The organism is Lactiplantibacillus sp. DA1 (assembly GCF_032681335.1).
GTDB lineage: Bacteria > Bacillota > Bacilli > Lactobacillales > Lactobacillaceae > Lactiplantibacillus.
Genome location: NZ_JAWHTQ010000002.1, coordinates 452033 through 467344 on the forward strand (window position 1 = coordinate 452033; position 15312 = coordinate 467344).

At 45.4% G+C, this 15312-nt stretch carries 12 protein-coding genes and 1 pseudogene; all 13 read right to left on the reverse strand.

Features of this window, described 5'->3' with window-relative positions:
• Positions 1 to 432: 432 nt before the first annotated feature.
• Positions 433 to 1884 (reverse strand): WxL domain-containing protein, encoded by a 1452-nt coding sequence (locus RXV91_RS04760; RefSeq protein WP_316438889.1) that lies wholly within the window; start codon positions 1882 to 1884, stop codon positions 433 to 435.
• A 3-nt stretch (positions 1885 to 1887) separates the two neighbouring features.
• Entirely contained in the window at positions 1888 to 2922 is a 1035-nt protein-coding gene (locus tag RXV91_RS04765) for a DUF916 and DUF3324 domain-containing protein (protein ID WP_316438891.1), read from the reverse strand.
• Between the two features lie 63 nt (positions 2923 to 2985).
• Positions 2986 to 3705 (reverse strand): WxL domain-containing protein, encoded by a 720-nt coding sequence (locus tag RXV91_RS04770; protein WP_316438893.1) that lies wholly within the window; start codon positions 3703 to 3705, stop codon positions 2986 to 2988.
• A 264-nt stretch (positions 3706 to 3969) separates the two neighbouring features.
• On the reverse strand, positions 3970 to 4632 hold the full coding sequence (locus RXV91_RS04775; protein ID WP_021732103.1) for a TrkA family potassium uptake protein: 663 nt from the start codon (positions 4630 to 4632) through the stop codon (positions 3970 to 3972).
• A gap of 10 nt (positions 4633 to 4642) precedes the next feature.
• On the reverse strand, positions 4643 to 5995 hold the full coding sequence (locus RXV91_RS04780; protein WP_316438896.1) for a potassium transporter TrkG: 1353 nt from the start codon (positions 5993 to 5995) through the stop codon (positions 4643 to 4645).
• Between the two features lie 446 nt (positions 5996 to 6441).
• Positions 6442 to 7587, reverse strand: coding sequence for a tRNA 2-thiouridine(34) synthase MnmA (gene mnmA / locus RXV91_RS04785; RefSeq protein WP_316438898.1), 1146 nt, complete (start codon positions 7585 to 7587; stop codon positions 6442 to 6444).
• 95 nt (positions 7588 to 7682) lie between these two features.
• Entirely contained in the window at positions 7683 to 8024 is a 342-nt protein-coding gene (locus tag RXV91_RS04790) for a DUF1831 domain-containing protein (protein WP_003640843.1), read from the reverse strand.
• 9 nt (positions 8025 to 8033) lie between these two features.
• A pseudogene (locus RXV91_RS04795) lies at positions 8034 to 9188 on the reverse strand (cysteine desulfurase family protein); the annotation flags it as partial.
• Positions 9189 to 9246: 58 nt separating this feature from the next.
• A complete protein-coding gene (locus RXV91_RS04800) occupies positions 9247 to 9939 on the reverse strand; it encodes a 5'-methylthioadenosine/adenosylhomocysteine nucleosidase (RefSeq protein ID WP_316438899.1) in 693 nt (230 codons plus the stop codon).
• A gap of 20 nt (positions 9940 to 9959) precedes the next feature.
• On the reverse strand, positions 9960 to 10211 hold the full coding sequence (locus RXV91_RS04805; protein ID WP_316438901.1) for a hypothetical protein: 252 nt from the start codon (positions 10209 to 10211) through the stop codon (positions 9960 to 9962).
• The gene (locus tag RXV91_RS04810) at positions 10211 to 10765 is read right to left on the reverse strand and encodes an NUDIX hydrolase (protein ID WP_316438903.1); all 555 of its coding nucleotides are present in this window, start codon (positions 10763 to 10765) and stop codon (positions 10211 to 10213) included. The genes RXV91_RS04805 and RXV91_RS04810 overlap by 1 nt, the downstream gene beginning before the upstream one ends.
• Positions 10766 to 10956: 191 nt before the next feature.
• Positions 10957 to 11955, reverse strand: a complete 999-nt coding sequence (gene dapF / locus RXV91_RS04815; RefSeq protein ID WP_316438904.1) for a diaminopimelate epimerase — start codon at positions 11953 to 11955, stop codon at positions 10957 to 10959.
• Between the two features lie 347 nt (positions 11956 to 12302).
• On the reverse strand, positions 12303 to 15101 hold the full coding sequence (gene ileS, locus RXV91_RS04820; RefSeq protein ID WP_316438905.1) for an isoleucine--tRNA ligase: 2799 nt from the start codon (positions 15099 to 15101) through the stop codon (positions 12303 to 12305).
• Positions 15102 to 15312: the final 211 nt, after the last annotated feature.

Here is a 15312-nt window from a genome sequence, read left to right on the forward strand (position 1 = left end):
ATCACACAGAGCTAAGCTCGTTGTTTTTGACCTTATGGATTAACATGTTTTAATCATGATTAATGTCAAGCCATGACTAGTCCAACGCGTATTACGCTATATATTATGACAGTTTTCAGGTTGATTTTCAAAATCTGTTCACGAATTTTATCAATCAATTTTAAAATGTTTTAACCGAAAACATTAATAATCTAAATGATCCTTAACTGTTTTACCGCAATGCCGCTTGCTGGTTATTAATCTCAGCGCATAAAATTGCAATTGCTTAGCAAAAATATAGTTATGTAAACTAATGATATTGACTGCCATTTAGCCATCCTTAATCGGTACTTCCCATGTCGATACCAACAGTTGTCCTGCGACCTTCAATTTTAGGCGCAACCAAAAAAATGGTGGCCAGTAGCGCTTGAACACTACTTACCACCACCTTCATCAAGGAACCGGGACAATTGCCAAAGTCCACGTTATCGTACTTTGATACTCACCAGCAGCTGCCAATGGCATTGCTGGTAAGTATAAGGAGCTTGGCGTTACATCAAACGTCTGTCCTTGATGTCCAGTCTGCGTATATACTGTTTGGGTCGCACCATCTGCAGGTAACGTTCGCTCCACCATCCCAGTCGTATCCTTCAGCACTAACTGGGCTGTTTTGAGTGTCGCTGTTCCGGACGTGAACGGGCTTAAACTAGCAAGTAACTGCCAATCAGCCCCAACTGTTCGTTCATCAGCGACTGACAACCGGTAATCATTGTTACCATCATATCCCGTTCCGGCCGCCGCTGGTATCGTACTGGTTGCCAAGGTGGCTCCTTGTGCAAGTGTTCCAAGTGTGACTGTCCCAAAGTTAAAATTAGGAACGGCAGTCAGTGATAGCCGCCCGCCACTTTTAACCGTTAATAACGCCGCATTTGTTGTTACAGTCTGCGGTTTGCCGTTTACCGGATAACTTAGACTAACATAGTAGGCGGTCCCATCGTCATCTGCATTAGTAGGCACGGTTACCGTATAACTAGTATCGGTCACGTTCAATGCGGTTGCTTTACCGTCCTTGACACGATACCAGTTATTTACGGTAACACCATCTGGCAATGTCGGTAAAGTAAAGGTTGCGGGTGTCCCTTCCATGACCGTCACGTCCTGAAGCGCACCAATCAACAGTTTGACACTATCACTTAGACCGTTGGATGTTCCAGTAATCGTCACCGTTCCGTGATCATCAGCTTTCCCTGAATTGTCAGTAGCCGCATCAGCCGCGGTTACATTACCATATTCATCCACATCCGCTAGGGCTGGATCACTACTTGTCCAGGTCACCGGATCCGTTGCATCTTCTGGTGTCAAGGCCGCGTGCACCATCGTTGACTGTGCGTTATTCAACCACTCGTCATCACTGGTGACCTTAATTCCAGTCGTCACGACCCGCTCCGGCGTTACAGTGACTTTAGCAATTTTTGACCAGTAATCTGGAAAGGCGCCAACTCCCGAGAAATCATATTGAACCTGAAAATACACCGACGTTGTTGCTGTGACTTGTGGGGCATTGTACGTATAGGTTCGACTATTCGTGCCAACATTTTGGTAGGTTTGACCACCATCCGTCGACTGCCACCAAACATATTTACGGCTGCTCAGCAGACTGGTAGTTGCTTCAAGTGCACTCCGTTGCGCGCGTACCGACAGCGTTACCGAACTTCCCCCAATCACATTCGTATCGATGGGTTGTTGTGAAAAACCACCTGACAAATTTAAGCCGATGATCGAACTTGGTGGTGTACTCGGTGATTGCGGTGGTGTCTTAGCAGCAAACGCAAGCGTAACAACGTCCATACTGATAAACATACTCATTAACACTAAGAAGCAAGTCTTGATTAACTTTTTCATCATCTCTCACTCCTTACGCGAACGTCGCTGCCCGACCCAGTAAGCTGCTATTAAAAGCACCAAGAGGATCGTCAAAGCAACTGTGCCCCACAACCACCAATTGATTTTCCGCGGACCAACCAAATGGCGATTATGTTGTTCGGCCCGCTGTGCAGTTAAGGTAAAGTCACGAGTAAAATTCCACACTCGGCGACCACTTGTCAACTGTAATTTCAGCTGATACTTTCCCGCGGCTAAGTTTTGAGTCCCCAGCGCCACCTGATAATTAAACCAACTGTTCGGCGCCATTGAGCCTGATTTCAGCTGCTGAGTTGTAATGATTTTTCCGGTTGCGCGTTGAATAACCCGAGCCTGAATATTAAGTTGACCAAAAAGTGTTGGCGTCAGATTACGGAGTTTGGCAAAAAGCATTGGTTGCCCATTAGTTGGTGTCACTCTAACTTGATCAAGCGCTAATTTTACTGGAATCGTCACTTGCGGTTGACACCACAACGCAACTGCTGTTACTTCCGCATAACGATTCTTCAGCATGAAACCTTGACTAGTCGTTGGCCGCACCGTATTCGCCGTTGGATTGGTGGCAAAAAGCCCACCCAAGACTTCTCCTTTAAAACCGGCCTTAGGAATCGTTGTTTTAAACGTAACGGTCTTAGCCTGATGAGCAGCTAGCTTGACGGTTACGCCGCCCGTCGTCATATCAGTAAATGTCGTCGTTGCCGACGGATCATGCCGATCAGAAGGTACATAGGCCACATTGCCCGCGTCCGAAGTCGTTGCGTTAACCGGCGTCACTTGAAGCGTAATGGCCGATTTGCCAGGATTGCTGACCGATACTCTAAACACTTGGGTCGCTCCAGGAGTCACCTTTAGATTAAAGTACCCCGCCTGCTTATCTAATTGATCCTTGGGCAGCAGGGGTGTCAAAATAAAACCCGATGCCGGTGTACTCGCTGCTGCTTGACTAGGAAGTGCACCTAAAAGTCCTCCTAACAGCAATGCCAGCACTAATACCCACCACTGACCGATTTGTTTCCATCGCATTCTAAACACCCCCACGCCACTTAATATCTAATTAACGACTCACAAATCATATTTAATCAAATCCTATGATGCCGCTTTAGGTGCGGCTGGTGTATTTTGTAACGTCCAGTAAAGCGTCGCCGTATAGGTTCCAGCAGAGATGTTGGCCTGTTTACCAACTTGCAACGAACTACTCGTCGCGGTCGTCGCCGTATTCGAACCTTCACCAGTATTTGCAGCTGCATTCCATAACGTTTGGGGACTTGCAACCCAGCCGTTTGTGACCTCACTCTGATTTAGGGATAGTGCTGTAGGCGCTGCTGTACTACTGTTATCAACCGTTCCCTTACTCATATTTAAATTCAACGTCGCCGAGTCGATTGTCGCTGGCCCCGAACTAAACGGGCCCATGCCAACCGTTAATGTCCAACCAGCATGGTTACCACGATAATCACTCACACTCAGATTGCCACTACCATTGCCATCATAACCATTGCCACCAGATGTGTTGGCACTCGTTGCATTTAAAGATGCACCTGCCGAAGTAATATCTTTAACATTAGTTGAACCCAGTGCAATGTTTGGCACAGCATCTAACGTTAACTCGCCGGGCATAACTGTAAATTGCGCATTAGATAAAGCTTCTGCATTGCCTGTACTATCGGCCACATAGCCAGATGAAACTGTCGTTAAGTTACCTTCCGCTGTCCCAGGCCCGGCCGCTAAAGCTGCAATTGGCATTAACATAAGTGATAGTACCGTAACACCACCACTCAATCCCGTCATTAATTTAAAAACTCGCATGTTACTTCCTCCTTCTCAAACCTCAGTTGTCATATTAGTTTACTAATTACTTTATGATTCCGCTTTCACCGTCCTCTTCCCCTGACGCCAACATTAGTTTAGCATGTACATATGTCGAAACCGTGTGTTTTATTTTGATTCATTAACTTTCCGTATTAATTGCTGATCCTGACAGCGAGTGGCTTAATACCACTTAACAAGACTTACATGCTAATAAAAAGCGTCAGGGCTATTTTAGCCTGACGCTTACTTGAATTAATTCACTTATTTTTTTAACGCCTCATCGAGCGCATTGACGCTCTTAATCGGCCCGACGACCGTTACAACATCGTGCAAGGCCATCATATCGGTTGGCTTGGGTGAAACATTGATGTCTTTTCCATGTTTGATTGCAATTACCGTCAACCCGAAACGCTGGCGAATATTCAAATCAATCAAATTTTGATTAACAAAATTCGGGTCAGTAATTTCAATGGCTGCTAAGGTATACTCATCGCTCAGATCAATGAAACTCAAAATATGATTTGAAAGTAATTTACGTACGATTCCTTGCCCCATATCACGTTCCGGAAAAATAACTTGATCCGCACCCACTCGCTCAAGCACCCGGCCCTGATCACTGGTTTCAGCCTTAGCAATAACTTTTTTAGCCCCCTGCTCCTTGCTTAACATAGTTGTAAGGATGCTAGCTTCCATATTATTGCCAATGCCAATAATCACGTAATCAAATGTATCAACGTTTAAATCATGCAAAACCTCTTCATCCCGGGTATCTGCAATCATCGTTTGCGTCGCAACTTCCATCAATTCATTGACCGGTTCCTCTTTGATATCAACAGCCAAGACATCTTGATGTGCAGCTGCCAATGTCCGAACAACACTTTCGCCAAATCGTCCAAGGCCAAATACCGCAAAACTCTTCTTCATAAGTTGCCTCCTAGCCAATCAAAATATTTTCTGCCGGATAACGAATCAAGTTGACCTTCGCCTGACGTTTAGATAACGCGTATAGCGAGGTGAAGATACCGACCCGACCAATAAACATCAGCATCATGATGATAATCTTGCCAATCAAACTCAGATGCGGCGTTAATCCCAAACTAAGTCCGACCGTCCCAAAAGCCGATAGCACCTCAAATAAGACGTATTCCAAACCGAAACCCTTGGGAATTTTTTCCGTTTGTGTCAAGATCAAAGTTGCCACCGTTAACACAATACTAGCCAGAAAAATCAACATCAGTGCACGACTAATATTTTCTTGACTAAAGCGTCGATGACTGAATTCAACATCTTGCCGACCGCGTAATTGTGCAATACTTTGAAACATTAGCACGCCAAATGTTGTTGTTTTGATCCCGCCGGCCGTTGAACCTGGCGTACCGCCGACAAACATCAAAATCATGATTACAAATAAACTCCCCGCTTGTAGCCCCTGTGTCGGCATGGTAATCAATCCCGCGGTTCTCGGTGTAACACTTAAAAACAGCGTATTGATCGTACGATTAACCCACGACATCCCCATTGGCAGTAACTTCAAATCTCGTTCAGTAACAAGCAGCAAGATAAAGCCAATTACAAATAGGCTAAGGGTCGTCAGTAATGTTAATTTTGAATTTAAGGTCAACCGTTTGCGCGTGTGGTACAACAATAAGTCGCGCCAGACCAAAAATCCGAGTCCCCCGGCAATAATCAAAATCATCGTTACGATCAACACGTAAGGATCATTACGGAAGCCTTGGAGACTATCGCCAAAGACGTCAAAACCGGCATTACAAAATGACATGACCGCATGATATAAAGAGACATACAGTCCATGTTGCCATCCAAAGCGTGGCACGAAATCAAGCGCCAATAAGCCTAAGCCCCCTAATTGGAAGAGCAATGAGAGTCCGACCACGTACTTCATCACACTCTTAGTATCACTCAACCGTTCTAAGTTCAATGAAGCTTTGACCATTAACTGTGTTGAAAGCCCAATCTGACGCCGCATAATATTAAATAGTAGCACCGCAAACGTCATATACCCTAAAGCCCCCACTTCGGAAAGGCCCAAAATAACTAGTTGCCCAAATGTCGTCCAATGAGCAGCGGTATTGACCACTGTCAGCCCAGTAATACAGGTGGCTGACGCTGCCGTAAATAAAATATCAATCAACGAGGTCTGGACATTCGCAGGGGTCGCCCATGGCAAGCTCAGCAACCCAGTACCAATTAAAATTAAAATAATAAAACCAGCTACCATTTTCTTAGATAGCGTATCAAAAAGTTTAAAATGTGCTAATTTTTTCATAATCCTTCCATCCTACAACAACTTAACCGTCACAATCAATGTTAACCTCCGATTCGCGTTGATCATACTCCATTTAGCTTAATCAACCCTATCAAGAAAAGCAAGTCAGATTTAAGCACTTATACGGACTTCATTCCACTCAGGACGGTAGCATGCCAACTATTTAATTCAAGTGGTTCACCGAAATGTGTTCGGTGCCGCTGAAAACTGTGCTTGCTACGCCAAATGATGCTTAGTTGGAATAAGACATGTATGTGCCGCCACCCATCAATCTAACTAATTAACATATTTCAATATATAACTGATGACCAATGAGCTAACAATCGATAGTCTAACTACATTTAAGCAAATAGCTGAATAATCAACGATTAGCTATTTGTTTGCTATTTCAACATTAAAAAACCGCCAATCAAGATAAACTTGATTAGCGGACCATCGATTAACTATTAAACATACTGCAAGACACGCTCATCATTATAAGCAGCATCAATCATACCAGAGCCTAAACACTCCTCACCATTGTAAAAAACCACCGCTTGTCCTGGCGTAATCGCCCGAACCGGATCATCAAAGGTTACCGTGACTTCAGTGTGGTCATCATTAAAATGAACAGTCACGCCGGAATCCTTCTGACGGTAACGGAACTTCGCTGTTACATGGAAATCATTACCTAAATCCTCGTTAGTTACAAAGTGAAGATCAGAAGCCTTTAAGTACGTGGCATATAAGTGTGGGTTATGGTACCCCTTGCCGACATACAGAATATTTTTCTTGAGGTCCTTACCAATCACGAACCATGGCTCGTTATCCTCACCATCGCCACCAATGCCAAGACCACGGCGCTGACCAATCGTATAATACATCAAGCCAGCATGCTCGCCCTTAACTTCGCCGTCAAACGTCATCATCTTACCAGGTGTTGCAGGTAAGTAATGGCCCAAGAATTCCTTGAAGTTCTTTTCGCCGATGAAACAAATCCCAACGGAATCCTTCTTCTTGGCCGTTGCTAAACCGGCATTTAAAGCTAACTTGCGCACATCCGGCTTAACCATCTCACCAAGTGGAAACATGACCTTTTGTAAGGTTTTTGAATCTAATTGACTTAAGAAATAAGTTTGGTCCTTGTTACTATCAACGCCCCGTAAAAGGTGCATCGTGCCATCTTCATCATGTTGTAACCGTGCGTAGTGACCAGTGGCAATGTAATCCGCCCCTAAATCCATCGCGTAATCTAAAAACGCCTTAAACTTAATTTCTTTGTTGCAGATAACATCGGGGTTCGGTGTGCGGCCCTTCTTGTATTCGTCTAAGAAGTACGTGAAGACCCGGTCCCAATATTCCTTCTCGAAGTTAATCGAGTAATAAGGAATCCCAATTTTATCTGCCACTTTGGCAACGTCTTTATAATCTTCGGTCGCGGTACAGACGCCATTTTCGTCCGTATCGTCCCAATTCTTCATAAACACGCCCACCACGTCATAACCTTGCTGCTTCAAGAGTAAAGCCACGACGGATGAATCAACACCACCACTCATGCCGACAACGACACGCGTGTTACTGTGATCAGTCATACTTTTCACCATCATTTCCAAAAGATTCTGGAGAATCCACGATTTGAAGGTCGTACAAGTCCAGTAAGTTCCATTATAACAAAGAAAACGCCGGCTGCAAGCCAGGCGTTCCCTGATTAGTCCGTCGTGAGGACATCCCGTTCAATAAAGTTAGCTAAAATATACCGTAATTGTTCAACAGCTTCCGGATGGGCGTCATTTTTGAAAATATTTGCCCGTTGGACACCATTGCCCGTTACCGTCGTCATCTTAAACCCAGTCAAATCCGCATTGACTGTCATCTTCAGCTTGAAAGCCGCCTGATAGGGTGAAGTGGGATCCAAGGAACGTTCAAAACTAAACGCGCCCGAGCGACCCTTCACAAAACCCAAATCCATCAACGTGTATTTCTTGACCGTTGGACTCAGCGTATACGTCTTAGTATCCCCATCTAGTTTAACCGTTGTTGTGTATGCCATCGTCACGCCCCCCTGCTTTTTTAATAAGCGCTGCGTCGTCTTCGTCAGCACCGTTACAAACTGATCCAGATCAGTCTTAGTGGTATAGCGACCAAAGCTCAACCGAATCGACTCGCTGATCCGGGGTGAGTCTTCACCATACATTGCAATTAAAACGTGTGATGGTTCCAGGCTCCCCGCCGTACATGCGGAGCCCCCAGAAACTGCGACACCACCTAAGTCCAGGTTAGTTTGCATTGTATAGGTCGATACCCCTTTGATCCATAAGTTCAAAACGTGTTGCAAGTTATGCTCACCGAGGGAGCCGTTGACTTCAAAATCAACGCCGTTAGCCGTTAACTGGTCAACGATGTATTGCTTGAACTCACGATACTTAGCCTGCCGGTGGGCCTTCTCAGCGGTAGTCAGTTCTTGCACAGCCGTGGCGAAGCCCGCGATTGCCGGAATATTTTCAGTACCGGCACGGCGCTTATCTTCCTGCTCGCCACCCTTAACGAAGCTGGGAAAGTTAATGCCATTGCGTTTGTACAAGAAGCCCAAGAATTTAGGCCCATTGATTTTATGTGCTGAGGTGGACAACATATCAATATGATCCCGTTGCACATCAATATCCAACAACCCGTAGGCCTGCACTGCATCGGTATGGAACCATGCCTGGTGATCCTTCAACAATTCACCAATTTCATGGATTGGCATCTGTGAACCAACTTCATTATTCCCGGTCATGATTGAGACGAGAATCGTATCAGGACGTAGTGCCGCCTTCAAATCATCCAGACTAATTTGCCCCTGTTCATTCACGGGTAAATAAGTAATCTCAAACCCGTGTTCTGCCAAAAAAGCAGTCGATTTAAGAATCGCTTGGTGTTCGATTGCCGTCGTAATAATATGCTTGCCTAACTGTTGGCGCGTCCACGCGGTCTGCATCACCGCCGTATTATCACTTTCCGTACCACCACTGGTAAAGATAATGTCATCGTCAGCTGCGTTAATGCTTTGGGCAATCACGTGCCGACTATCGTCTAAAACTTCACGGGCGGCCCGACCGAATGCGTGGGTGCTTGAGGCATTGCCAAACGTATTCGTCATTTGATCAGTCATCGTCTGAATAACGGACGCTGCCATTGGGGTCGTTGCCGCATTGTCTAGGTACACTTGCTTCATTACATCATACTTCCTTCTAAATAATTCTTAGTTATTAGCATCGCTGCGATACATCTGACTAATTTTGTGCCGCAAATAATGCAAGTAACATCGCTGCGGACTGCTTGCCCGCTTCCAGGATAAATTCGTCAAAACTAACACCGGCATTTTCATCACCGACATCGGACATCGCGCGAATCACTACGTATGGCGTCTTGAACTGGTGACAAGCTTGACCAATTGCGGCGCCTTCCATTTCACTGGATAGGGCTTCTGGAAAGTGTGCTAAAATCTTATCGGTAGCCGCCTTACCCGCGATAAATTGGTCACCCGAAACAATCAGTCCAGTCTTGGCATTCAAACCAGTTGCCTTGGCTGCCGCCATGATTTGCTTTACCCAATTGGCATCTGTTTCGTAGTATAGCGGCTGTTGTGGTAATTGACCATATTCGTAGTCAAAAGCCGTCGCATCAACATCGTGATAAGCAGTTGCCTTAGCTACAACAACATCGCCAACATGCAACCCAGCCCCGATACCACCAGCGGAACCGGAATTGATGACCACGTCCACGTCAAAGTTAGTAATCATTAAAGCCGTCGTCATACCAGCCTGAACTTTACCAATACCCGATTGAACTAACACGACTTCCTGTTGGTCAATCGTTCCATCATAAAACGTGATGTCCTTAATATTAACGATTCTTTCATCTTGCAATGCGTCCCGTAACGTTTTAAGTTCTTCTTCCATCGCACAAATAATTCCAAATTTCATGTGACCCTAGCGCCTACTTTCTATGGTGTTAAAAATAAGATTAAAAAAACAATAATAATACCAACGACCAACCCGGCAATGACCCAATTTAATTTGCGGGCCAACCGTTTGGTCTTAGCTTCCTCAACGGCCCGGTTGTTCTCAGCAGCATACGCCTGTCTAGAAGCACTCGTTTCTTCCGGTTCCGGTTGTTGCTCCTGAGTCTCGTCACCAGTAGGCCAGCTACGTTGTTGGCGGTATTGCTGTCTGGTGACCCGATCATCATCTGCCACTATCCCTCAACTCCTAACTCAGGGTGACTTTGCCAGTACCAAATCGCCATCACAGTTTTAGCATCCTGAATCTGACCAGTCTGGACCTGGTGTATCGCCGTTGGTAAATCTAGCTTAATGAGGCCAATTTGTTCATCAGGGTCTTGCGGTAGCGCCGTTGTCACCTTTGCTAGTCCAGTGGCAACGTACAATTTCATTAATTCATCCGTAAAGCCCGGCGACGTATAAAATTGGGCGACGGCTTCTAAATGCTGAGCCGTTAACCGCGTCTCTTCATTCAATTCCCGAACCGCGGCCTGATCTATCGTTTCATCAGCTTCAACTTTGCCAGCCGGAATTTCAATGGTCAGACCCCCGGTTGCTGCCCGCCACTGCTGTTCAACAATCATTTTTCGTTGCGCGGTTATCATCAACATTGCAACAGCTGGTTGGTGCCGTACAATTTCACGCGTTGCGGTCGTTTGATCCGGCAAGGTCACTTCTTGACGTTCGACTTGTACTAAGCCACCTTGATAGACCAACTTGCGACTTTGAACCCGTTCCTCAAATGTCATTGATCAAGAACCCCTTTCAGTGTCTGCTCTCTCAATAAGGATACCGATTTTTACGACTGATTGCAATTTTCAACTGACTGATTACGATAATTTTAACGAACCTCGCAAAAAAATGGGTTAACGGACAATCAGCATTGCCCATTAACCCATCCCAATCACACTTTGAATCAAGCAGCGGTTGTCTTTTTTTACTAAACCTTTGCTAAATTAGCAACAAAGTCCTCGTACGCAGTTTGTTCACCAGTTTCCGTCGCCGTGGCGGGACTATAATCGCCCTGAAGTGCATCTTCTAGTGGCAAGGTCACAATCCGGACAAACGTCGCGTTGCCAATCAGTTCCATCCAGTATTCTTCATCAGCGCCTTGATGAACGACCGTCTTGACCATCCCACCAGGATTAGTGACGTGGATTTCTTGATTAAAATCCGTACTTTCTTGGTGTAATAAAACGTACATCAATGAAGAAGCCGACATGGCGGTTCCACAAGCATTGGTAAAGCCAACCCCACGTTCAAACGTCCGCACAAAGATTGAATTTGGCCCTAAGATTTCAACAAAACTGACGTTGACTCCATCTGGAAAAATTTGATTTTGACCATCATTCATCCACTTGCCGATACGGCCCAATTCAGGACCAACTAACGTAGCATGGTCCACAAAAGCAATTAAATGGGGGTTAGGCACAGCAACGGCTGAGAACTTTAAGTCGGCTGACAATGCCGGAATATTCTCATTGATAATCGTCGTAGCATCATCGTTAGCGTGCATTCCGAGCGTCTGGGCATCAAACGTTACGGGCGAGATTTCAACGCTATAGGCCGGGACATGCGCATCAAAATCGGCGACAGCTTGCACTTTCAAATCAGCATACATCGTCTGTACGCGAAAATCTTCCTGACTATTTTGGGTGCCCAAATAACGAGCAACGGTTCGCAAGCCATTACCACACATGCTGGCTTCCGTCCCATCTGCATTAATGACTCGCATCCGACCAAGTACTTGCGGATGTTCTGATTTATCGACAACTAACACCCCATCAGCACCATCGTACAAGCCAGCGCCGTCACGTTTACAAATGTTAATTGCCAGTTGCTTCAAATCCGCATCCGATAACGGTGCTTGAAATTGTGTTTGATCTAATAAATAAAAATCGTTACCAGAACCGTGTACCTTGATCATTTTCACAGCCATCAACATCCTATCTATATAATATCGGTCTTAATTTAAACTACTTCATTATGATACTGGCTTTTTCATGAAAATTCAATTGCAAAGACCCATTTCTCATAATACTATCCGAACACATAATACTTACAAATCTGGTGAGCAGGCGCATTCTCTCGTCAATCATCTTAAAGCACCTGATTATTGCTGCTATTTAAACTAACGCCTCTCGGATGCACGCAGCCTGATGTTGATGATCAAGAAATCAAGTTCAGACACTCCAATACACAAAAAAAGTGTCACCAACCAGTCAATTAAGACTGATTGTGACACCTATCGTAAGTTATCAATACTCACTCTAAATTTAATTCAACTTAAGCTTCCAACCCAGTTGCCACTGATTCAGGATAGTTTTCCCGAACAATTGCAGCACACCGTGCACATAACATCGGATAAGCTTCATCGCTTCCAACATCCGTCTTGACCATCCGACAACGATCACAAACGTCACCGTCAGCATGGCCAACCTTGATGGCTAACGTGTCACCAAATGTTTCTGCGTCTGTAGGCGCGTCACTTAACGCGTGTAGATCTAATGCTGAAACCATCAACATCTGCCGAACATTGGTGTTCAAACGATCTAAGAAGGCTCGCGTATCATCATCAACGTACAAATCCAAGTGTGCTTCCAAGGATTTACCAATCAACTTAGCATCACGGGCTTCTTCCAACGCCTTTAAGACGTTACTCCGAAGATCCATGAACCGCGTCCATTGAGTCATCAACTCGTCGCCGTTCGCATAATTTTGAACAGCTGGCATCTCAGCTAATTGCGCAAATTCTTCTGGTTCTTTCAAGAATGGCCAAATTTCTTCAGTCGTGTGTGGCAGCATTGGTGTGAAGAGCTTCGTCAAGGCAACCAAAACATCGTAGAAGACCGTTTGCATCGACCGCCGTGAATGGCTATCCTCGGCATCAATGTACATAATATCCTTGGCAATATCGAGATAGAAGTTTGATAAATCAACCGTCAAGAAGTTGATCAACTTCTTGTAGATATCCAAGAAATCATAATGATCGTAATGGTCCTTCGTCTCAGCCACGAATTGGTTCAACCGTGTTTCCATGTACTGGTCCACACTTGCTAAATCTTCATAAGCCACGCGGTTGGCCTTCGGATCAAAGTCCGCGGTGTTGCCTAACATGAAGCGGATCGTGTTCCGGAACTTCTTGTAGGAATCGGCCACTTGCTTAAAGCTTTCCATTGAGACCCGAACGTCGGAACTGGTATCCACTGAAGCGACCCACATCCGAACGATTTCAGCACCCATCTGCTTGATAACATCAGCTGGCGCAATCGTGTTGCCCAGTGACTTACTCATCTTACGGCCCTGATTATCCAACGTGAAGCCTTGTGACAAGACTTGCTTGTATGGGGCATGCCCAGAAACGGCCACACTCGTAATCAAGCTTGAGTTGAACCAACCACGATATTGGTCAGAACCTTCAAGGTATAAGTCGGCTGGATAGTCGAGGTATGAGCGTTCTGCCAGGACACCTTGGTGTGATGAACCAGAGTCGAACCAAACATCCATAATATCGGTTTCCTTAGTAAAGGTACCGTTTGGTGAATGTTCATTGGTATAGCCATCTGGCAATAGGTCCTTAGCGTCGCGTTCAAACCAAACATTCGAACCATACTTGCCAAATAAATCAGCCACGTGGTTAATCGTCACTTCGTCCATGATTGCAGTGCCATCTTCAGCATAGAAGATTGGTAACGGTACACCCCAGACCCGTTGCCGTGAAATGACCCAGTCACCACGGTCACGAATCATGTTGTAAAGACGCTTTTTACCCCACTCTGGGAAGAATTCAACGTCATCCATCGACTTAAGGATTTCATCACGCATATCACCAACGGAAGCAAACCACTGTGGCGTTGCCCGGAAGATAATCGGCTTCTTAGTCCGCCAATCAAATGGATAGCTGTGTTCGTATGGCATATATTTCAGTAACAGCCCAGCGGCCTTCAACTTATCCAGTGCGATCTTGTTAGCGTCATCGTAGAAGACCCCTGCAAAATCATCACCAGCTTCAGCCGTTAAGAACCCTTTGTCATCTACGGGAGCAAAGATTGGCAGGTCGTATTGCTTACCGATCCGGTAGTCATCTTCCCCATAACCAGGCGCAGTATGCACTAGCCCAGTCCCAGAATCAAGCGTGACAAAATCACCTAACATCGTTACTAAATGCCGACTATTGTCAAAAGGATGTTCGCATAAAACGTTTTCGAGTTCCGCACCCTTGACCGTTTTAAGCACTTGAACATCTTCCCAACCAAATCGTTCGGCATTTTCGTCCAGCAATTCAGCCGCGAGCACAAACTTACGATTTTCACCAGCCGGTTGCACAACGACATAATCAAAACTTGCATCGATGGTGATTCCTTCTGAAGCTGGAATCGTCCAAGGGGTTGTCGTCCAAACAACCATGTAAGTATCATCATCTAAGACGCCCTTACCATCAATGACATGTTCGCCGTAGAAGGCGGATGGCGATGTCACATCATGATATTCCACTTCAGCTTCTGCCAAAGCCGATTCAGAAGACCATGACCAGAAGACAGGCTTTTGGCCCCGGTAGATCAAGTGGCGTTTAGCAAACGCACCAAAGACCCGCACTTGAGCCGCTTCAAATTCTGGCTTTAACGTTAAGTATGGGTTGTCCCATTCACCAGCAACGCCTAAGCGCTTAAACTCATCACGTTGACGATCAACTTGTTCCAACGCGTATTTCCGACAAAGTTCTCGGAACTCATTGTCCGTCATCTTCTTGCGGTCATAACCGGCTTGCTTTAACTTCTGTTCGATTGGTAGCCCATGGGTATCCCAACCAGGAACGTAAGGTGCCCGGAAACCATTCATCGACTTATAACGAACGATGAAATCTTTTGTGATTTTGTTCAAGGCATGCCCCATATGAATGTCGCCATTCGCGTATGGTGGGCCATCATGTAAAATAAAGCTTGGCTTGCCTTCATTCAATTTTTGCCGTTGTTCGTAGACTTTGTTTTCAGCCCACACATTTTGTCGTTCAACTTCCTTGACCGGTAAGTTGCCACGCATTTTAAACTTGGTCTTGCCAAGATTTAACGTTTCTTTAACGCGCATATTCTCACTCCTTAAATTTTTTATCAAACAACCTGTCATTGGATTTTTAGATACAAAAAAACTTCGTCCACCCAGGGACGAAGTTATCGTGGTACCACCCAATTTTAGAATTGTTTAAATTCTCTCTTAGCATGGTTAACGTCCATGAACCGGCCACCCTTACTCATTTCAGGGTAACGTTCGGAGATGATCTGCAATTGACTAAGGGACG

Excerpts from the sequence above, each read along its gene's own strand:
- ileS (WP_316438905.1), bottom strand. The coding sequence starts at position 15,101 with ATGCGCGTTAAAGAAACGTTAAATCTTGGCAAGACCAAGTTTAAAATG.
- RXV91_RS04775 (WP_021732103.1), bottom strand. The coding sequence starts at position 4,632 with ATGAAGAAGAGTTTTGCGGTATTTGGCCTTGGACGATTTGGCGAAAGT.
- RXV91_RS04800 (WP_316438899.1), bottom strand. The coding sequence starts at position 9,939 with ATGAAATTTGGAATTATTTGTGCGATGGAAGAAGAACTTAAAACGTTA.
- RXV91_RS04790 (WP_003640843.1), bottom strand. The coding sequence starts at position 8,024 with ATGGCATACACAACAACGGTTAAACTAGATGGGGATACTAAGACGTAT.
- dapF (WP_316438904.1), bottom strand. The coding sequence starts at position 11,955 with ATGGCTGTGAAAATGATCAAGGTACACGGTTCTGGTAACGATTTTTAT.
- RXV91_RS04780 (WP_316438896.1), bottom strand. The coding sequence starts at position 5,995 with ATGAAAAAATTAGCACATTTTAAACTTTTTGATACGCTATCTAAGAAA.
- RXV91_RS04810 (WP_316438903.1), bottom strand. The coding sequence starts at position 10,765 with ATGACATTTGAGGAACGGGTTCAAAGTCGCAAGTTGGTCTATCAAGGT.
- RXV91_RS04770 (WP_316438893.1), bottom strand. The coding sequence starts at position 3,705 with ATGCGAGTTTTTAAATTAATGACGGGATTGAGTGGTGGTGTTACGGTA.
- RXV91_RS04765 (WP_316438891.1), bottom strand. The coding sequence starts at position 2,922 with ATGCGATGGAAACAAATCGGTCAGTGGTGGGTATTAGTGCTGGCATTG.
- RXV91_RS04760 (WP_316438889.1), bottom strand. The coding sequence starts at position 1,884 with ATGATGAAAAAGTTAATCAAGACTTGCTTCTTAGTGTTAATGAGTATG.